Origin of the sequence: Cupriavidus sp. OTU4054 (genome assembly GCF_038440175.1) — a bacterium.
GTDB classification, from domain to species: Bacteria; Pseudomonadota; Gammaproteobacteria; order Burkholderiales; family Burkholderiaceae; genus Cupriavidus; species Cupriavidus pauculus_D.
Genome location: NZ_JASATF010000003.1, coordinates 288844 through 308464, shown reverse-complemented (window position 1 = coordinate 308464; position 19621 = coordinate 288844). Strand labels below are relative to the sequence as shown.

Here is a 19621-nt window from a genome sequence, read left to right as displayed (position 1 = left end):
ACCTGCTCCGTTCAACGGCGTGTCAGCCGCAGGCCGTTGAACACCACCAGCAGGCTCGCGCCCATATCGGCGAACACCGCCATCCACATGGTGCCCATGCCCATGACGGTCAGCGCGAGGAATACCACCTTGATACCGAGCGCCAGCGCGATGTTCTGGCGCAGGATGGCCGACGTCCGGCGCGAGAGCCGCACGAACGCCGGAATCTTGCGCAGATCGTCGTCCATCAACGCGACATCGGCAGTCTCGATGGCGGTATCGGTTCCGGCCGCGCCCATTGCAAACCCGATGTCGGCCCGCGCCAGCGCGGGGGCGTCGTTGATGCCGTCGCCGACCATCGCCACCTTGCGTCCGCCCGAGTGCGTCTTGTCCGCGAGCGCGGCAATCGCATCGGCCTTGTCGCCGGGCATCTGGTTGCCACGCACCTCGTCGATACCGACCTGCGCGCCGATGGCCGCAACCGTGTGCGGGTTGTCGCCGGACAGCATCAGCGTGCGAATGCCGAGCGCGTGCAGTTCCTCGATCGCCTGGCGGCTCGTCTCGCGCACCGTATCGGCCACGCCGAACAGCATTGTCGCGTCGGGCTTCGGCGCCATCGTGGCGAGCAGCACCACGGTCTTGCCCTGCCGCTCGAGCGCCTCGAGGCGGGCCTCGAGCGCCGGCGAGCACGCGCCGAGGTCGTGAATCAATCGATGATTGCCCAGGCAATACTGCACGCCATCGATACGCCCGCGCACGCCCAGACCCGGTAGCGCCTCGAATTCGGCAACTTCCCTCAACGCCACCCCATCGCTGGCGGCGGCATTGGCCACCGCGCGCGAGACGGGGTGATCGGACCGCGCGGCAAGGCTGGCCGCGATGGCGCGGGCCCGCGTGCCGGCCGATGCGCCATCGTGCGTCTCATCGACAAGGCTCGCCATATCGGTCTGCGCGGGCTTGCCGTGCGTGAGCGTGCCGGTCTTGTCCAGCGCGAGCCATGCGAGGTCGCGCCCCTGCTCCAGATACACGCCGCCCTTGACGAGAATGCCGCGCCGCGCGGCGGCGGCCAGGCCGCTGACGATGGTCACGGGCGTCGAGATCACGAGCGCGCACGGGCAGGCGATGACCAGGAGCACCAGCGCCTTGTAGATCCATTCCTGCCACCCCGCGCCCGTTGCCAGCGGCGGCACCACCGCCACCAGGACGGCGATCGCGAAGACCGCCGGCGTGTAGATGCGCGCAAACCGATCGACGAAGCGCTGCGTGGGCGCGCGGCTGCCCTGCGCGGCTTCCACGGCGTGGATGATGCGCGCGAGCGTCGAATCGCTCGCGGGCGCGGTGACTTCGTACTCGATCTCGCCCGACTGGTTGATCGCACCCGCGTAGAGCGGATCGCCCACAGTCTTGTCCACCGGCACGCTCTCGCCCGTAATCGGGGCCTGATCGAACGCGGACTGGCCCCGCACGACGCGCCCGTCCAGCGCCACGCGCTCGCCCGGGCGCAGCCGCACGCGGGCGCCGACGGCCACGTCGCGCGCCGTCACGGGCTGCCAGCTGCCGTCGGGCTGCAACACCACGGCCTGCTCGGGCGTCATGGCCATCAGCCCGCGAATGGCATTGCGCGCGCGGTCGAGCGATGCGGCTTCGATGCGCTCCGCCACCGCGAACAGCACCATCACCATCGCGGCCTCGGGCCATTGGCCGATCAGCGCGGCGCCCGTCACGGCGATGCTCATCAGCGCGTTGATATTGAGATTGCCATTGCGCAGGGCGATCCAGCCCTTGCGGTACACGCCGAGGCCCGAGATCGCGATGGTCGCGAGGGCCAGCGCGGCGGGTAACCATGGCGTGGCAATGCCGAACCATTCGGCCGCCTCGGCGCCCAGCGCGGTGGCGCCGGCCAGCGCGAGCGGCCACCATGGCGCGGCGGCTTCCGCCGGCGCTCCCTCGGCACCTACCCCGGCCTCCGCATCGGCGAGCGGTTCGGCCTGCATGCCGAGGGTGCCGATGGCGCGCACCACGACGTCGGTCTCGTCCAGCGTGTGGTGGACCGTCAGCACGCGCTGCATCAGGTTGAAATCGAGCGCCGCCACGCCGGCCATGCCGCCGAGCTTGTTGCGGATCAGCGTTTCCTCGGTGGGGCAGTCCATGGCCGCGATGCGGTAGCGCGCGGCACGGGTGCCGGCCGGGGCCTCGACGGGCGTGCGGGCGGGTGTCACGGGCGTGCCGCAACCGCCGCCGCAGCAGGCGGAGACGGGCGCTACAGGTGCAGCTTCGTGCCCATGACCGCAATGCTCGTGTCCGCCATGGTCGTCGTGACCTCCATGATCGTGGTGGTCATGCGCGTGATGATCGTGCCCATGAGCGGCGTGATCATGATCGCGATGCGTGTCCTGTGCCGGGTGCCGGGCCATAACGTGATTCCGGAAGGGGGTGAGCCAAGATGGAATCCATTGAAGACCCTGTAGCCGCTACAGAGTCAAGCCGTCCTTAAACCGTTCCTTTCGGAAACGGTCCCGTATCGGGGAACAGCAGCTCGAACTCGGTCAGCCCCTCCTGGCTGCGCACGGACACGCTCCCCCCATGCAGCCGCATGATCGAATCGACGATCGCCAGGCCCAGCCCGGTGGAGGTCGCCGAATTGCGCCGCGACGGATCGGCGCGGAAGAATCGCCCGAAGAGCTGCGGCAGGGCCTCCGCCTCGATGGCGGGCCCAGCGTTGGCGATGGAAATGCCCGTATGGCCGGGCCGCGCGCGCAGCACGGCCAGCCGGACCGTGCTGCCCACGGGCGCGTGCCGCAGCGCATTGTCGAGCAGGTTCGTGACCGCGCGGCGCAGCAGTGTCTGGTCCGCATTGATCATGGCCGCACCCGAGATCGTCAGTGTCAGGTCGCGCTCGGCCGCCACCGCGTCGAAATACTCGGCCACCTTGTCGAGCTCCGCGCGCGCGTCGAGTTGCCGCTGGTCGAGCGCCACCTGCGCGTGGTCGGCGCGCGCGAGGAACAGCATGTTCTCGATCATGCGCGACAGCCGCTCGAACTCCTCGAGGTTCGACTCGAGCAGCGCTTCGTATTCGGCGGGGCTGCGCCGCTGCGCGAGCGTGACCTGCGTCTGTCCGACCAGATTGCTGATGGGCGTGCGGAAGTCGTGCGCGAGGTCGGCCGAGAACGTGGAGAGCCGCGTAAAGCTGTCCTGCAGGCGCGCAAGCATGTCGTTGAGCGCGCCGGCGAGTTCGCGCAACTCCTCGGGCGCGTTGCCGACGTCGAGCCGCGTCGCCAGCCGGCTCGTGGTCACGGCCGCGGCGTCATCGGCCATGCGCCGCAGCGGCAGCAGCCCGCGCCGTGCCAGCAGAAAGCCGAGCGCGGCCGCGACGATCGCGCCGCACAGGGTGGCGCCGAGCACCTGCCCGCGATACTCGCGCATCAGCGCGAAACGGGAGCCCGCGTCGCTGAGCACGAGGATCTCCACGGTCCGGCCCGTCGTGCCGACCTCGCCCAGCGCGGCCAGCCCGCGCGACGGCGTGCCATTGCGCGGGCGCCATGACTCGAGCATCCCACGGTCGGGCGTCACGTTGGCCGCGTGCACGCGCAGGGGCGGCAGCGTCTCGTTGCGCGGGTTGAGGGTGATCAGCGGCTCGCCGTCGCGTGTGCGCACGATCAGGATCAGGCCCTCGTGGCCCATGGCGATATCGGCAAAACGATGGGTGTCCGCGCGGATCTCGGTTTCGCTTTCCACCTCGCGCAGCACGTGCCGCACGCGCAGGACCTCGCTCACGAGTTCGCTGTCCGCATGGCCTTCCAGCTGGCTCTGGAGCGCGCTCGACAGGTAGGCGGCCACGCCGATCAGGATCAGCACGGTCGTCAGTCCATAGGCGAGCGCCAGGCGCGCGGTCAGCGACGACATGCGCCGGCGCAGCCAGCTCATGTGCGCGGTCCGATGCGGCGTCGCGGGAATCTCGTCACTCACGCCGCCCCGCACTCAGGATTCGTCCACGTCGTCGAGTACATAACCCATGCCGCGGCGCGTATGGATCAGCTTGCGCGGGAAAGGGTCGTCCACCTTGGCCCGCAGGCGGCGGATCGAGACATCGACCACGTTGGTATTGCTGTCGAAGTTCATGTCCCACACCTGCGAGGCGATGAGGGAGCGCGACAGGACTTCGCCGCGCCGGCGCGCCAGCAGTTGCAGCAGCGCGAACTCCTTGGACGTGAGGTCGATACGCTGGCCCGCGCGCGTCACGCGGCGGCGGATCGCGTCGATCTGGAGGTCGGCCACTTCCATGAACTCGCTCTCGCGCAGCGGGCCGCGGCGCAGGATCGTGCGGATGCGCATGACCAGTTCCGCGAACGCGAACGGCTTGACCATATAGTCGTCGGCGCCGAGCTCGAGGCCTTTCAGCCGGTCCGACAGTTCGTCGCGCGCGGTCAGGCACAGCACGGGGGTGTCCTTGTCGCGCCGCAGTTCGCGCAGCACCTGCCAGCCATCCACGACCGGGAGCATCACGTCGAGCACGATCAGGTCGTAGTGATGCTCGCGCGCATGCGCGAGTCCATCGACGCCATCGCGCGCGAGGTCGGCCACGAAGCCGGATTCGGTCAGTCCCTTCAGCAGGTAATCGCCCGCCTTGGGTTCGTCTTCCACGATCAGGATGCGCATTGACAATCACTCATTGGCACTTTGCCCTTCCATCATAGGCAGCGTGCCCGTGTTTCCGTTGTTCAGAACCGCACGATAGCCGAGGAATCGCCGGGAGGGCCATACATTGCAGAAATGTCACGTTCCGGCGCCGTTTCTATCCGTGCAAACCCGGTACAATGCCCGCTGTCCTTTTCGCGCATCTTGCTCCGGTTTCTGCCGCCTGTAATGAAACGTCTGTTCGCCAGTTTCCTGTTGTGTCTTGCCATGTTCGCGCTCCCGATCCAGGGTGCCGCGGCGGCAGTCATGATGGTGTGCAGCGCGGCGGAAGCGGCGGGCCTGTCGATGACGGAGCGCCATGCGGCCGTCAAGGCGGAAGCCGAGGCGGAGATCGGCATGGATGCCACGCACGCGCATTGCCATATGCAGGGCGTCAGCGAAGCCGAGGACCAGCCGGTCTGGCACGATGCCGGCGACAAGGACCGCGATGGCAGTGCCTCCGCGCTGCCGATCGGCACGCATGCTTCACATGCCGGCCATCATGCCGGTGGCATGTGCAGCGCGTGTGCGGCCTGTGCGGCCGGTGCGATGCTGCTGCCTGAAATTCCCGCCGTGGCGCTGATTCACCAGCGTCATGCCGCACCGCTCGCGGCGCCTGCCGCATTCGCGAGCTACCTCCCCCTGCCGGCCGAGCGCCCGCCTACTCCCGTCTGCTGACACCCGAGGTGCGTCCATCGCACGCACGGCGCGCCTGAGTTGCGCGCGGTGCGGGGCCGCTGGCTGCGCCTGCATGCGTTCGCTATCCGGCGGACGTGCTCCTGTTGGTCTCGCTGACGCATTGCACGCGTCGCCCTGAACTCGAGGTCTTTCATGCAAGCCATGCGTCTTCTGGCAATTGCCAGCCTGATGCTGTCCGCCGCCACGCACGCCGCGGCACAGCCGTCTGGCACGGCCGGCGCGCCCGATCCGCTCGACCCGCGCGCGCCGGTGCCGCCCTTGCCCGCCGTCGGTGCGCTCGACGGCTACATCCCATTCGCGCCCGTGGCCATCGCCGGCTGGCGCCAGTCGAACACGCGCGTCGCATCGTCAATGCCCGCGCACGCCGGCCACAACATGGCCACGGCACCCGACCCACACGCGGGCCACAACATGACCAGCGCGCCCGACCCACACGCGGGCCACAACATGGCCGCCGCGCCCGACCCACACGCGGGCCACAACATGACCGCCGCGCCCGACCCACACGCGGGCCACAACATGACCGCTGCACCCAATCCACACGCGGGCCACAACATGACCGCCGCGCCCGACCCACACGCGGGCCACAACATGACCGCCGCACCCGATCCGCATGCGGGTCATAACATGACCGCCGCACCCGATCCACACGCGGGCCACAACATAACCGCCGCGCCCGATCCACACGCGGGCCACAACATGACCGCCGCGCCCGACCCACACGCGGGCCACAACATGACCGCTGCACCCGATCCACACGCGGGCCACAACATGACCGCCGCACCCGATCCGCATGCGGGTCACAACATGAGCCCCGCGCCCGATCTCCACGCGGGTCACGACATGAGCGCCGCACCGGACGCGCATGCCGGTCATAACATGACCACCGCGCCCGATCCGCATGCGGGTCACGACATGAGCGCTGCACCGGACGCGCATGCCGGTCATAACATGAGCGCCGCGCCCGATCCGCATGCGGGTCATAACATGACCGCCGCACCCGATCCGCATGCGGGCCATGACATGGGCGCCGCGCCCGATCCGCATGCGGGCCATGACATGGGCGCCGCGCCGGACCCATACGCGGGTCACGATATGGGCGCCCCATCGGATCCACGCGCGGGCCGTGACATGGGCACCGCGCCGGACCCGCACGCGGGTCACGATATGGGCGCCCCATCGGATCCACGCGCGGGCCATGACATGGGCGCCCCATCGGATCCACACGCAGGTCACGCGACGAGCGGGCATGACGCGCCCACCGGTCATACCTCCCCCATGCAGGAGCCCCCGCATGCCCACTAAAACCCTCACCACCCTCCTCTCCGCCGCCCTGCTCGCCGGCTGCGCGCAGTTCTCGTCCGACGGCGGCTTCACCCCCGTCGCCGACACCGCGCGCGAACGCCTCGGCAAGGACGCCGCATGGCTCCGCACCGACGACGACCGCAGTGCCGCGCGCACCCGAACCCGCGAATTGCTTGCCGCGCCGCTCGACGCCGACGCCGCCATCCAGGTCGCGCTGCTCAACAGCCCCGCGCTGCAAGCGAGCTTCGCCAATCTCGGCATCGCCGAAGCCGACTACGTGCAAGCCACCCGCCTGCCCAACCCCGGCTTCTCGTTCAGCCGCAAAAGCGGCGACGACGTGCTCAAGATCGACCGCGCGGTCACCATCGGCGTCATGAACCTGCTGGCGCTCCCCTTTGCCGCGCGCATCGAGGACAGCCGCTTCGCCCAGGCCCGCCTGCAGGCCGCCGACGCCGTCCTGCGGCATGCCGAAGTCACGCGCCGCGCGTGGGTAGAGGCCGTCGCCGCCGAACAGGCCATGCGCTATGCCGAACAGGTCCGCCGCACCGCCGAAACCGGCGCGCTGTTCGCCCGCGACATGGCCCGCGCCGGCAATATGAGCGCACTCGACCACGCCCGCGAGCAGGCGTTCTACGCCGACGCCGCCGCGCAACTCGCGCGCGCCCGCGAACGCACGGTCTCCGCGCGCGAACGCCTCACGCGCCAGCTCGGCCTGTGGGGCGACGACGCCCGGCAGTACCGCCTGCCGGAGCGTCTGCCCGACCTCCCCGGCACCCGCCCGGAAATGCAGGACCTCGAGAGCTATGCCATCGCGCAGCGCCTCGACCTGCAGGCGGGCCGCGCCCAGCTGGAAAGCCTCGCGCGCTCGCTCGGCCTGACGCGCGCCACGCGCTTCGTGAGCGTGATCGACGTCGGCTACCTGCACAACAGCGACAACGGCCGCCGCGAAACGGGCTACGGCATCGATATCGAGGTACCGCTGTTCGACTGGGGCACGGCGCGCGTCGCCCGCGCCGAAGCCGTGTACACGCAGGCCGCCGCGCAACTCGCAGACCGCGCGATCGCCGCGCGCTCGTCGGTACGCGAACGGTACGCGTCGTACCAGGCGCGCTACGACGTCGCACGCCACTATCGCGACGAGGTCGTGCCGCTGCGCAAGCGCATCGGCAACGAACACCTGCTGCGCTACAACGGCATGCTGCTCAGCGTGTTCGAACTGCTGGCCGATGCGCGCGACCAGATCGCGGCCGTCAACGGCTACCTCGACGCCCAGCGCGATTACTGGCTCGCCGACGCGGAACTGCGCGGCGCGCTGGGTGGCACATTCGGCGGCCGCCTGCCCGAGGGCCCCACCTCCAACGAACAACGATGACCATGGTCTCCCGACGTCAATTTCTCGGCGGCTCCGCCGCCGCCATGCTGGGCGCCGCGATGGTCTCGCGCGCCGGCGCCGCCGCGCTGCCCGAGGCACCGCTGCAGCAAAGCCCGACCATGCAACCGCCGCTCGCGCCGTCGAACGGCCGCCCCTATCAACCCGTGGCCACGCTCAACGGCTGGACGCTCCCCTGGCGCATGCGCAACGGCTGGAAGGAATTCCACCTCGTGGCCGAGCCCGTCGAACGCGAAATGGCGCCCGGCATGACCGCGCACCTGTGGGGCTACAACGGACAAAGCCCTGGACCGACGATCGAATGCGTGGAAGGCGACCGCGTGCGCATCTTCGTCACGAACAAGCTGCCCGAACACACGACCGTGCACTGGCACGGCGTGATCCTGCCCGCGGGCATGGACGGCGTGGGCGGCCTCTCGCAGCCGCATATCCCGCCAGGCAAGACCTTCGTCTACGAATTCGAGATGAAACACGCGGGTACCTACATGTACCACCCGCATTCGGACGAGATGGTGCAGATGGCCATGGGCATGATGGGCTTTATCGTCGTGCATCCGCGCGACAGCCGCCGCATGCGCGTGGACCGCGACTTCGTGTTCCTGATCGCGTCCTACGCGATCGACCCCGGCACCTATACGCCGCGCGTCGCGGAGATGACCGACTTCAATATGTGGACGTGGAACAGCCGCGTGTTTCCGGGCATCGACACGCTACCGGTACGGCTCGGCGATCGCGTGCGCATTCGCGTGGGCAACCTGACGATGACCAACCATCCGATCCATCTGCATGGCCACCGCTTCGAGGTCACGGGCACCGATGGCGGATGGGTGCCGCCGTCGGCACGCTGGCCAGAGGTAACCACCGACGTGGCCGTGGGCCAGATGCGCGCGATCGAGTTCATCGCCGACAACCCCGGCGACTGGGCCTTCCACTGCCACAAGGCGCACCACACGATGAATGCCATGGGGCATGACATGCCCACCATGATCGGCGTGCCGCAGAAGGACCTGGCCAGCCGCATGAGCGCGCTGGTGCCCGACTACATGGCGATGGGAGAGTCCGGCATGGCGGACATGGGCGCGATGAAGATGCCGCTGCCCGAGAACACACTGCCGATGATGTCGGGCCAGGGCCCGTTCGGTCCGATCGAGATGGGCGGCATGTTCACCACGCTGAAGGTGCGCGAGGGACTCGCGGCCAACGACTATCGCGATCCGGGCTGGTACCGGCACCCGAAGGGCACCGTGGCGTTCGAATATACGGAAGCTCAGTCGACGCGATAGAAGTCGATGGACTGGCCCGCGTTGACGGCGCGCTGGAGCCAGTCCGGGTACTCGCCCGTGCCGTCCCAGGTCTGCCCCATCGCATTGCGGTAGAGCGCCGTGGCGCGCGCGGGCGCGACGGCCTTGATCTCTTTCTCTTCGCCCTCGTCGTGGGATTCGCCATCCGCGTCCGCGGCATCGATATCCGCAAAGCATCCGGCCTCGACCAGATCTTCGAAGGTCAGACCATGATGTTCCATCTGCTCGTGGATCCAGGTCACGGCGGCTTGCTTGGCGGAATCTGACTCGGACATGACTGTATGCGGGGCCCGCGTGTGGGAGCGGGCGAATGAAAACGGGAAAACGGGATACCGGAGATTGGGAAATCTGGGGGGGAACCTCAGAACCAGAATCCGAACGACCGGCGATGCGAGAAGAACGCGAAACATTCTACCGCGTGTTGGCGCCGGAGTCCCCTCGCGAGTGGGGTCAAGAACGCGAGAATCGCTGCCGTGCCATGCGCGCGACCTCAATCGTCTTCCATCTTTGTCAATCCTGACAAATTTTGCGGCATGACAGCATTGTCATGGCGCAGTCATGCTCGCGTGGCCGGCCGATTCGTAGACTGTGTTCGTGGGTCGGTGCAGTGCCGGCCCGCAGACGAAGCGAATACCAACAGGAGTCAACGATGCGAAATCTCAGGCATGTCTTGCTGTCCACCACTCTGCTCGCCACGCTGGCCGGCACGGCCGGCATCGCGAGCGCGGCCGGTGCGGGCACGCGCACCGCCGATCCCTACCTCGACGGTGCCCGCACGGGCGCGCGAGACATCTATACCGACGGCGCCCGCGCCGTGAACGACCAGCGCAGCCCGTTCACCGACGGCGCGCGCGGCGTGCACGATCAGCGCGACCCGTTCACGCGGGGTGCGTAATCCCTTCGGCGGGCTCGCGCGCCCGCAGGGTGTGATCGGCCGAGGCGGGAAATTGTTCGGCGGGCATGGGCCTGCCGAACAGATACCCTTGTAGCGCGTCGCAGCCCAGCCCCGCGAGAAACTCGCGCTGCGCGGCAGTTTCCACCCCCTCGGCCACCACCTGCAGGTTCAGTGTGCGTCCCAGTGCGACGATCGCCGACACGATGGCCGCATCTTCCGAGTCTTCCTCCAGTTCCCGCACGAAGCCGCGATCGATCTTCAGTTCGCTCGCGGGAATGCGCTTGAGGTGCAGCAGGCTCGAGTAACCGGTACCGAAATCGTCGATCGCGATGCGCACGCCCATGTCGTCGAGCCGCGTCAGAATGGCCAGGCTCGTCTCCACATCGCGCATCGCGGTGCTTTCCGTAATCTCGAGCGTCAACGACGGCGGCGGCACGCCATGGTTCGCGAGCGCCTGCGCCACGGCATCGACCATCCCCACATGGCAGAACTGCAAGGCGGACAGGTTGACCGCCATCGACAGCTCGGTCTGCCCGGCCCCATGCCATACCGCCAGCTGGCGGCAGGCTTCGTCGAGCACCCAGTTGCCGATCGGCACGATCGCGCCGGTCTTCTCCGCAAGCGCGATGAACTGGTCCGGCATCAGCAGCCCCTGCACCGGATGATCCCAGCGCAGCAACGCCTCCGCGCCGATCAGCGCGCCGTCGCCCGCCGCATATTTGGGCTGGTAGTGCAGGCGCAGCTGCCCCTGCTTGAGCGCGCCGCGCAGATCCTGCAGCAGCGTCTGCTGCGCGCGGGCCTGATGGTTCATCGACCGCTCGAAGAAGAAGTACGCATTGCGGCCGCTCGCCTTGGCGTGATACATCGCCGCGTCGGCATTGGTCAGCAGCGCGTCCTGATCGGCGCCATCGGCCGGATGCACCGCGATGCCGATGCTGGCCGAGACGTGCAATGTCATGCCGGCCACATAGACGGGCTCGCGCAGCGCGGCCAGCAGGGACTCGGCAATGACGCCCGCATCCTCGGGCTCGTCCACCCACGCCAGCAGCACGAATTCATCCCCGCCCACGCGAGAGATGGTGTCCTCCGACCGCATGATCGTGCGCAACCGGCCCGCGATTTCCACCAGCAGCGCATCGCCGACGTGGTGACCGTAGCTGTCGTTGATGCCCTTGAAGCCATCGAGGTCGACGAACAGCACCGCGAAACTGCCCTGCTGGCGCATATTGGTCTGAATGGCCTGATTGAAGCGGTCGTCGAGCAATGCGCGGTTGGGCAGGCGCGTGAGCTTGTCGTGCAGCGCGAGGAATTCGAGTTCCTGATTGGCCGCGCCAAGGGCCTCCGCCATGATCGCGGTCCGCATCTCGAGCCGCATGTCGAGCACCGAGGTAATCAGCGCCACCGCGAGCACGCAGATCGTGATGACCAGAATCGGCAGCGCGAGCGACTCGCCGGGCAGACCCTTGCCCACTGCACCGCAGACGCTGCCCAGCGGAAACTGCGCGGCGGCCATGCCCGTGTAGTGCATCGACGCGATCGCGCCGCCCATGATCACCGCGGCGCCCAGGCGCAGCTGATGCACGCGCGGCATGTTCCGGCGCAGCTGGAATGCGATCCAGAGCGCCGCGGCCGATGCACCCACGGCGATCAGCACGGAAAGCGCGAACAGCGACGGGTTGTAAATAATGCCCGGCTCGATGCGCAGCGCGGCCATGCCCGTGTAATGCATGCTCGCGATCGCACCGCCGAGTATCAGCGCGCCCAGCAGTAACCGTTGCCAAGGCAGGTTGTCGCCGCGCACGAGCCAGAGCGCGAATGCCGATGCGCCGATCGCGATGGCCAGCGACAGGATCGTGATGCCCACATCGTAGGCCAGTGGAATCGGTAACCGGAATGCGAGCATGCCGACGAAGTGCATCGACCAGATGCCCACGCCCATCGCCGTGGCCCCGCCCGCCAGCCAGACGAATGCCTGCAGGCCGCGCGCGGTGGCAATGCGCCCGGCGAGATCGAGCGCCGTATACGACGCGAGGACTGCGACAAGCAGCGAGAACAGGACGAGAAGCGCGTCGTAACTGGAGGACATCATGGGAAAGGCGCGGGACGACAGGTCAATATCGGCAGGATCGGCAGCAAACTCAAGCGGCCTGAAACATATCAATACGATGCTTGACATGCAATGCGCCCGCAATACGCAACGTCCGACGATTCCTACACGGCAATCGGCGTGCGTCGGAGAGGCCACGCCATTGGCGGCGCCTATGCTTCAGTCATGGCAGCGAACACAGGAGAACACAACATGTGGAAGCGAATAGCAGGTGCGCTCACCGTGGGCGCTTGTGTGTGGGCGATGTCCGGCTGCACGCTCGGTGGCGCTGCTGCCGGCGGCTATGCAGGCCATGAACTGACCGGCGGCAGCACCGCGGGTACGGTCGGTGGCGCGGTGGTCGGCGGTGTGATCGGCCACGAGTTGGGCAAGTAAAGGGCAAGTAAAGAACAAGCAGGCTGTAACGTTTTCCGCTGTCTGGACGGACGGGCAGGGTCCCCCAGATTTGCGCGGTGTGGCTCTTGATGGGAAGAGTCCACCGCCACCGCCGCGTCGTGCGCTACGTGTTTCATCGCTGAAAGGCGTTACGCTCGACATGTTGTTGCATGACGCGGCGCGTGGGAAACCTCCAAAAGGAAAGCCCCGGGATATCCCGGGGCTTTTTCTTTTTCCGTTTCTATCGCAGCGCGACGTATCACGTGCTAGTAGGACTTCGGCAGGCCTAGCACGCGTTCGGCGATATGGCACAGGATCAGTTGCGCGCTGACCGGTGCGATGCGCGGGATATACGACTCCCGCAGATAGCGCTCCACGTGATACTCGCGCGCATAGCCCATGCCCCCGAGCGTGAGCACCGCCGTCTGGCAGGCCTGATGTGCGGCTTCCGCGGCCAGGTATTTGGCCGCATTGGCTTCCGCGCCGCACGGCTTGCCGTTGTCGTAAAGCCACGCGGCCTTCCACACCATCATGTCCGCGGCTTCGAGCGCCATCCATGCCTGCGCGAGCGGATGCTGAATGCCCTGGTTCTGGCCGATCGGCCGTCCGAATACGGTCCGCTCGCGCGCATAGCGCGTGGCGGCCTCGAGCGCGGCGCGCCCGAGCCCCACCGCTTCCGCCGCGATAAGGATGCGTTCGGGGTTGAGTCCGTGCAGGATGTATTCGAACCCCCTGCCCTCCTCGCCGATGCGATCCGCGGCGGGCACCATCAGCCCGTCGATGAACAGCATGTTCGAGTCGACGGCGCCGCGTCCCATCTTGTCGATCTCGCGCACTTCCACGCGTTCGCGGTCGAGCTTCGTATAGAAGAGGCTCAGCCCCTGCGTGGGCTTGGCCACCTTGTCCAGCGGCGTGGTACGCGCGAGCAGCAGCATGCGCGTGGCCACCTGCGCGGTGGAGATCCAGATCTTGCGGCCATCCACGCGGTACGCGCTGCCATCGGCCGTGGCCACGGCCTGCGTCTTCAGGCGCGTCGTGTCGAGGCCCGCATCGGGCTCGGTCACCGCGAAGCAGGCCTTCTCCTCGCCCGCGATCAGCGGCGGCAACGCGGCCTGTTGCTGCGCCTCGCTGCCGAACACGACCACGGGGTTGAGCCCGAAGACGTTCATATGGATCGCGGACGCGCCCGAGAAACCCGCGCCCGACGCCGACACCGTCTGCATGATCAGCGCGGCTTCCGTGATGCCGAGCCCCGCGCCGCCGTATTGCTCGGGCATCGCGATGCCGAGCCACCCCGCACCCGCCATCGCCTTGTGGAACGCATGCGGAAACTCGTGGCGCGTGTCCAGATCCGCCCAATAATCGGGACCGAAGTCCGCGCACAACTGCGCGACGGCCTCGACGATCGCGTTCTGTTCGGAAGTTCGTTCGAAGTTCATGCGTGTCGCACCCTCTTATTCAGGCTGGATGCCCGCGTCCTTGACGAGCTTCGTCCATTTGACGAGCTCGCTTGCGACGAAGCCCGAGAACTGCTGCGGCGTCTGGCCGAACGCCTCGAAGCCGAGTGCCTCGAAGCGTGGCGCCACCTCCTTGCTGCCGGCGATCTTCGACAGCTCGCGATTGAGCCGCTCCACGATCGGCTGCGGCGTCCTGGCCGGCGCGAACACGCCGTTCCACGACGTGATGTCGAACCCCTTGAGGCCCGGGGTATCGCCGATCGGGGGCAGATCGGGCAGCAGGCGGCTGCGCTGCGCGGTGGTGACCGCGAGCGCGCGCATCTTGCCGGCCTTCACGTTGGCGATGCCGGCCGCCACATCGACGAACATCATCGGCACCTGCCCCGCGATCACGTCCGTCATCGCGGGCGGCGTGCTCTTGTACGGCACGTGCAGCAGATCGATGCCGGCCATGCGGCCCAGCGTCGCGCCGGAGACGATGCCCGTGCTGTTGCCGCTCGCGTACGACATGCCCGGATGCGACTTCGCATAGGCGATGAGCTCGGCCACGTTGTTGACGGGCAGCTTCGGATTGATCACCAGCATGAACGGCAGGTTGCCCATGCGCGCCACCGGCGTGAAATCCTTGATCGGGTCGTACGGCAGCTTCTTCATCAGCGACGGATTCGCCGAATGCGTCGTGTTGGTCGTCATGAACAGCGTGTAGCCGTCCGGTGCCGCCTGCGCGACGAGTTCGGCGGCAATCGCGCCGTTTGCGCCCGGGCGGTTGTCCACCACCACGTTCTGGCCCAGCGCATCGCCGAGTTCTTTTGCCGTGATGCGCGCCACCGCGTCCGTGCCGCTGCCGGCAGCGAACGGCACCACGAGGCGAAGCGGGCGGCTTGGCCAGGCATCGGCGGCGGACGCCGGGGCCGTGACCATCAGGGCCGGGAGCCCGGCGAGCGTAAGGACGGTGGCGGCCAGCAGCCGGCGCACGCGGAAATTCGGCATGGTTGTCTCCAGATGTTGTTGTCGGGGTCCTGTCTCGGACCCTCGTTCGGTCAGCGCATGGGCTCAGGCGGCGGGACGGATCACGCGATCCGGCGATTCCTCGTAAGGGGGGCCGTAGATGACGAGCAGCTTGACCGGTTCTTCGCTGACCACGGTGAATACATGCATCGCATCGGCCGGGAAAAAGCAGCATTCGCCGGGACCCAGCTCGCGCGACTGGCCGTTGACCTCGGCGCGCGCCCGGCCTTCGAGGATGTAGCAGACCTGCTCGATGCCCGGATGCGCATGGGGCAGCGCGCCCTTGCCGCGCTCGATCGTGCCGTGGATGACCTCGATCTGCGTGGCGCCGACGTTCTCGCGCCCGATGATGCGGCGGTTGAGCGTGCCGACGTGGTTGGCGGGGTGGTAGCCCTCGACCTCTTCGGTGCGGACGAAATAGGTGTCAGTCATGGCGCTCGCTTTTTCATGTTTATGAATTCAATTTTATAGATATGAAAAGCAGCGTCAACGGGGTGAACCCTGAGAGACCCGGGAGTGAACCCGGCGTCATCTCATTTTCGGCTCATTCTGCGTTCCCACAATGGACTCATCCGAGCCGGCGACCCCGCTGACCCAGATAACACCAACACCTCGGAGGTCATCATGACGCAACCCTACGCAGTCCTTGCCGCCAGCGCACTGGCCCTTTCCCTCGTTTCCGGCTGCGCCACGGCCGATGTTGGCTACGGCTACAACTACGACGCCGGCGCCGACTATGCGATGGCACGGCATCCGAACATCGAGCAGGCCAGCTTCCATGCGCAGCAGGCGATCGATCGCATGCAGGCCGCGCAGCGTGCCAACCACTACGACATGAACGGCCACGCGGCCCGCGCCATTGCGCTGCTGCGCGAGGCCCAGTCGGAAATGGAAGCGTCGGCCGTCACGATCACGCGCTGAGCCATCGTTGGGATCGTTTCCGGACTTTGCAGGAGAACCATCATGAAATCGTTCGCGCCCGTCCTTGCCGTCGCCGGCCTGCTGCTGGTCTCGGCCGCCTCCGCCAACTCCGCCTATGCCGCCGAAGGGTGCGGCCCGGGCGGATGGCGTGGGCCGTGGGGCCACTGCCGCTATGCGCGGCCGCCGGTCGTCTACCCGATCGCGGTGCCGGCCCTGCCCGCGGTGACCGTGCGTCCGAACGGCTGCCCGATTGGATTCTGGCGCGGCCCGTGGGGCCACTGCCGCGATACGCCGTACCACGGGCCGCTGCCCGGTGGCGGATGGAAGTGATGGACGACCCGAAACCCAACGATCGCGAAGGAGCCGACGCCATGGCCACGATTCCCCCCGCCCCGGATGCTGGCAGCCGTGCCAGCTGGCAGGCCCGGCTGCTCGTAAGGATGCTGCCACGACTGGTCGCGGCGGGCGTGACGGATGGCGCGACACCGCTGAGCGACGTCCCGGCCTTGCGGGCCCGCACGGAACGGCTCGCCCGGCCGGGGGCGTTCGTCGCTCGTTTGTGGGGCGCACGGGTGTCGCGGCATGCGGATGGCGAACTCGCGGGCGAGTGGACCGAGCCGGCCGCCCCCCGGGGCACCGCGCCCGCATCCGCCCGAGCGCCGGGCCAGCCGGCTTCGGCCGATCGGATGGCGGGCATCGCGGCGCGGGGCGGCGGTGCGCGGCCGCCGCCGAACGGCGCGGTGCTCTATCTGCATGGCGGCGCGTTCGCCTTCGGCTCCTCCGCCACCCATCGCGCGGTCACGACGGCGCTCGCGCGCCTGACCAGGCTGCCCGTGCTGTCGCTCGACTACCGCCTCGCCCCCGAGCACCCGTTCCCCTGCGCGCTCGACGACGCCGTGCATGCCTATCGCACGCTGCTGGCGCGCGGCATCGCGCCCTGGTCGATCGTCCTCGCCGGGGACTCCGCCGGCGGCAACCTCGCCCTCGCAACGCTGGTCGCCTTGCGCGACGCGGGCGTCGATCTGCCCGCAGGCGCCGTGCTGTTTTCGCCGTGGGCGGACCTCAGCCACGCAACCCAGCGGAACAGCGGCGCATTGCCCCTCTCCCAGTCCGCGATGGCCATGGCCACCCGCATGTATCTGGGCGATGGCGGCCAGCCAGTCGCCGACCACGACCTGCCGGCGCTGGCCTCCCCCGCGCATGCCGACCTGCACGGGCTCCCACCGCTGCAGATCCAGATCAGCGACGCGGAGACGATGTATCGCGACGCCCGCCTGCTCGCCTCCCGGTTGCGCCGCGCGGGCAGCGCGGCCGAGCTCGCGATCTGGCATGCGATGCCGCACGCATGGCCATGCTTCGCGCCGTTCCTGCCGGAAGCCCGTGCCGCCCTCCGCCAGGCCGCGACGTTCATCCGCCGCACCACGGGCGTGGCCCTATAATTCGCCGATGAATTCGCCGACGTCCAGACCCCCTGCTGCCTCCGCCAACGTCAAGACCGCCCTGCGCGTCATCGAGATCATCGAGACCTTCGCGCGCGAGCGGCGCGCCCTGTCGCTCTCGGAACTCGCGCGGCTGCTCGCGGTGCCGGCCTCGAGCTGCCTCGCGCTCATCCGCACGCTGACCTCGCTCGGGTATCTGTACGAAACGAGCCGGCGCCAGGGCTACTATCCCACCGGCCGCCTGCTCGCGATGGCGCAGCAGATCGCCCGCCACGACCCCGTGCTCGACCGCGTGCACGACACCATGGCCGAGCTGCGCGAAGCCACCGGCGAAACCATCGTCATCGGCAAGCTGCACGAAGGCCGCGCGGTGCTGTACCTCGACGTCCTCGAATCCCCGCACGCCATTCGCTATATCGCCACCGCCGGCGAAGCGCGCGAACTCCATGCGAACTCCATCGGCAAGGCCCTGCTTGCGGCCATGGACGAAACCGAGCGCGCGGCGCTGCTCGCGCAGTTGCCGCTCGAACGCTTTACGCCTCGCACACTGACCACCACCGACGACATCGAAACGGAACTGCGCGCCTCGCGAGAGCGTGGCGCGTTCGTCAACCTCAGCGAGTCGATGCCGGACGTGGGCGCGCTCGCATGGCCCGTTCGGTTGTCCGGCGAATGCTATGCGATCTCGATCGCGGGCCCCGTGTATCGCATCGAACCGAATATCGAGCGGTTCTCGGCAATCCTGCGCACCGCATGCGCGACGCTGGAACGCGTGAACTGATCGCCCGAGACCGAAGCCGTCAGCGCGCGGGCAGGATCCGGCCCGCCACCTCGCCAAACCCGACGCGATAGCCATCGCCCTGGCACCATCCCGTCATCACGACCTCGTCACCGTCTTCGAGAAAACCGCGGCGCGCGCCATCGGCCAGCGTCAACGGTTCCGCACCATTGCGCGTGGTCTCCAGCAGGCTGCCGAACGCACCGGGCGTCGTGCCGCTGATCGTGCCCGAGCCCATGAGGTCGCCCACGCGCACATTGCACCCGGACACCGTGTGGTGCGCCAGCTGCTGCGCCATCGTCCAGTACATCGCACGGAAATTGGTGCGGCACACCGTGGTGGCGTCGGCCGCCCCGGCGGGCTTCAGCGCCACCTCGAGCGCGATGTCGTACGCATTGCGCCCCTGCTGCCGCAGATACGCGAGCGGTTCCGGCGATTGCGCGGGATTGTCGCGGCGGAACGGTTCCAGCGCTTCCATCGTGACGATCCACGGCGAGATCGACGTGCCGAACGACTTGCTGTTGAACGGTCCCAGCGGCACGTACTCCCATTGCTGGATATCGCGCGCGCTCCAGTCGTTGAGCAACACCATGCCGAACATATGCGCGGGGGCATCGGCCACATCGATGGGCTCCCCGAGCGCGGAAGGATGGCCGACGATAAAGCCCATCTCGAGTTCGTAGTCGAGCTTGCGGCACGGCCCGAACACGGGCCGCGCCTCGTTCGGCAGCTTGATCTGTCCATTGGGCCGATGCAGCGGCGTACCGCTGACCACGACCGAGCTCGCGCGGCCGTTGTAGCCGATGGGAATCTCGAGCCAGTTCGGCAGCAGCGCGTTCTCGGGGTCGCGGAACATGCGCCCCACATTGGTCGCGTGCTCGCGCGACGAATAGAAGTCCGTGTAGCCCGGAATATCGACCGGCAGATGCATCGCCGCGCCGGCCATCGGCACAAGCGCGCGCTCGCGCAGCGCCGCATCGCCAGCGAGCGTGGCATCCCCTTCCGACAGCAGCGCCGTCAGCCGCGCGCGCGTCTCGCGCCATGCGGACCGCCCCAGCGCGATAAAGGGATTGAGCGTGGCATGCGCAAACGTGCCGCGCGTGGCGGCCGGCAGCAGGCCCGCCTCGTCGAGCACCGCGAGGTCCAGCACCATCGCACCGATCGCCACGCCCGCGCGCGGCGTACGCTCGGACGTCGAGAAAATGCCGTACGGCAGGTTCTGCAAGGAGAAATGCGTGCGGCCGTCATTGGCCGAGGGAATCCAGCTGAGCGTGGTCATGAAGCGTGTCTCGT

At 68.1% G+C, this 19621-nt stretch carries 19 protein-coding genes; 10 read left to right on the top strand and 9 right to left on the bottom strand.

Annotated elements, in window-relative coordinates; translation table 11 throughout:
* Positions 1 to 11: 11 nt before the first annotated feature.
* The 3 genes from AAHB16_RS06225 to AAHB16_RS06215 form a co-directional block, all read right to left on the bottom strand.
* Positions 12 to 2198, bottom strand: coding sequence for a heavy metal translocating P-type ATPase (locus tag AAHB16_RS06225; RefSeq protein ID WP_342050366.1), 2187 nt, complete (start codon positions 2196 to 2198; stop codon positions 12 to 14).
* 271 nt (positions 2199 to 2469) lie between these two features.
* On the bottom strand, positions 2470 to 3903 hold the full coding sequence (locus AAHB16_RS06220) for a heavy metal sensor histidine kinase (RefSeq protein WP_342050365.1): 1434 nt from the start codon (positions 3901 to 3903) through the stop codon (positions 2470 to 2472).
* Positions 3904 to 3957: 54 nt separating this feature from the next.
* A complete protein-coding gene (locus AAHB16_RS06215) occupies positions 3958 to 4635 on the bottom strand; it encodes a heavy metal response regulator transcription factor (RefSeq protein WP_150376922.1) in 678 nt (225 codons plus the stop codon).
* A gap of 207 nt (positions 4636 to 4842) precedes the next feature.
* Between AAHB16_RS06215 and AAHB16_RS06210 the strand changes: the two genes are divergently transcribed.
* From AAHB16_RS06210 to AAHB16_RS06195, 4 genes are all read left to right on the top strand, one after another.
* Positions 4843 to 5331, top strand: coding sequence for a hypothetical protein (locus AAHB16_RS06210; protein ID WP_342050364.1), 489 nt, complete (start codon positions 4843 to 4845; stop codon positions 5329 to 5331).
* A 153-nt stretch (positions 5332 to 5484) separates the two neighbouring features.
* Entirely contained in the window at positions 5485 to 6657 is a 1173-nt protein-coding gene (locus tag AAHB16_RS06205; RefSeq protein WP_342050363.1) for a hypothetical protein, read from the top strand.
* Positions 6647 to 8029: a TolC family protein gene (locus AAHB16_RS06200; RefSeq protein WP_342050362.1), complete on the top strand. Its 1383-nt coding sequence runs from the start codon at positions 6647 to 6649 to the stop codon at positions 8027 to 8029. The genes AAHB16_RS06205 and AAHB16_RS06200 overlap by 11 nt, the downstream gene beginning before the upstream one ends.
* Before the next feature lie 2 nt (positions 8030 to 8031).
* Positions 8032 to 9330 carry a copper oxidase gene (locus AAHB16_RS06195; protein WP_150377579.1) on the top strand — a complete coding sequence of 433 codons (1299 nt, stop codon included), beginning with the start codon at positions 8032 to 8034 and terminating at the stop codon, positions 9328 to 9330.
* Here the strand turns inward: AAHB16_RS06195 and AAHB16_RS06190 are convergent.
* The gene (locus tag AAHB16_RS06190; RefSeq protein WP_150376918.1) at positions 9315 to 9623 is read right to left on the bottom strand and encodes an H-NS family nucleoid-associated regulatory protein; all 309 of its coding nucleotides are present in this window, start codon (positions 9621 to 9623) and stop codon (positions 9315 to 9317) included. The two genes, AAHB16_RS06195 and AAHB16_RS06190, sit on opposite strands and share 16 nt — an antisense overlap.
* Before the next feature lie 374 nt (positions 9624 to 9997).
* On the opposite strand from AAHB16_RS06190, the gene AAHB16_RS06185 reads away from it, so the two are divergent.
* A complete protein-coding gene (locus tag AAHB16_RS06185; protein WP_150376917.1) occupies positions 9998 to 10243 on the top strand; it encodes a copper resistance protein CopQ in 246 nt (81 codons plus the stop codon).
* Here AAHB16_RS06185 and AAHB16_RS06180 read toward each other — a convergent pair.
* A complete protein-coding gene (locus tag AAHB16_RS06180; RefSeq protein WP_342050361.1) occupies positions 10227 to 12332 on the bottom strand; it encodes a putative bifunctional diguanylate cyclase/phosphodiesterase in 2106 nt (701 codons plus the stop codon). The two genes, AAHB16_RS06185 and AAHB16_RS06180, sit on opposite strands and share 17 nt — an antisense overlap.
* Positions 12333 to 12542: 210 nt before the next feature.
* On the opposite strand from AAHB16_RS06180, the gene AAHB16_RS06175 reads away from it, so the two are divergent.
* Positions 12543 to 12725: a glycine zipper 2TM domain-containing protein gene (locus AAHB16_RS06175; protein ID WP_150376915.1), complete on the top strand. Its 183-nt coding sequence runs from the start codon at positions 12543 to 12545 to the stop codon at positions 12723 to 12725.
* Positions 12726 to 12991: 266 nt separating this feature from the next.
* On the opposite strand, the gene AAHB16_RS06170 is transcribed toward AAHB16_RS06175, so the two are convergent.
* The 3 genes from AAHB16_RS06170 to AAHB16_RS06160 all read right to left on the bottom strand — a co-directional run bounded on the left by AAHB16_RS06170 (position 12992) and on the right by AAHB16_RS06160 (position 15622).
* Positions 12992 to 14164: an acyl-CoA dehydrogenase family protein gene (locus AAHB16_RS06170; RefSeq protein WP_150376914.1), complete on the bottom strand. Its 1173-nt coding sequence runs from the start codon at positions 14162 to 14164 to the stop codon at positions 12992 to 12994.
* Positions 14165 to 14179: 15 nt separating this feature from the next.
* The gene (locus AAHB16_RS06165) at positions 14180 to 15172 is read right to left on the bottom strand and encodes a Bug family tripartite tricarboxylate transporter substrate binding protein (protein WP_150376913.1); all 993 of its coding nucleotides are present in this window, start codon (positions 15170 to 15172) and stop codon (positions 14180 to 14182) included.
* A 63-nt stretch (positions 15173 to 15235) separates the two neighbouring features.
* Positions 15236 to 15622 (bottom strand): cupin domain-containing protein, encoded by a 387-nt coding sequence (locus AAHB16_RS06160; RefSeq protein WP_150376912.1) that lies wholly within the window; start codon positions 15620 to 15622, stop codon positions 15236 to 15238.
* Positions 15623 to 15814: 192 nt separating this feature from the next.
* Here AAHB16_RS06160 and AAHB16_RS06155 point away from each other — a divergent pair, with 192 nt between their 5' ends.
* The 4 genes from AAHB16_RS06155 to AAHB16_RS06140 are packed head-to-tail and all read left to right on the top strand — an operon-like array spanning position 15815 to position 18331.
* A complete protein-coding gene (locus tag AAHB16_RS06155; protein ID WP_150376911.1) occupies positions 15815 to 16111 on the top strand; it encodes a hypothetical protein in 297 nt (98 codons plus the stop codon).
* Between the two features lie 42 nt (positions 16112 to 16153).
* Positions 16154 to 16441, top strand: a complete 288-nt coding sequence (locus AAHB16_RS06150; protein ID WP_191002311.1) for a GCG_CRPN prefix-to-repeats domain-containing protein — start codon at positions 16154 to 16156, stop codon at positions 16439 to 16441.
* A 41-nt stretch (positions 16442 to 16482) separates the two neighbouring features.
* Positions 16483 to 17550, top strand: coding sequence for an alpha/beta hydrolase (locus AAHB16_RS06145; RefSeq protein ID WP_342050360.1), 1068 nt, complete (start codon positions 16483 to 16485; stop codon positions 17548 to 17550).
* A gap of 7 nt (positions 17551 to 17557) precedes the next feature.
* Positions 17558 to 18331: an IclR family transcriptional regulator gene (locus AAHB16_RS06140; RefSeq protein WP_150376909.1), complete on the top strand. Its 774-nt coding sequence runs from the start codon at positions 17558 to 17560 to the stop codon at positions 18329 to 18331.
* A 19-nt stretch (positions 18332 to 18350) separates the two neighbouring features.
* On the opposite strand, the gene fahA is transcribed toward AAHB16_RS06140, so the two are convergent.
* The gene (gene fahA, locus AAHB16_RS06135) at positions 18351 to 19607 is read right to left on the bottom strand and encodes a fumarylacetoacetase (protein WP_150376908.1); all 1257 of its coding nucleotides are present in this window, start codon (positions 19605 to 19607) and stop codon (positions 18351 to 18353) included.
* Between the last annotated feature and the right edge of the window lie 14 nt (positions 19608 to 19621).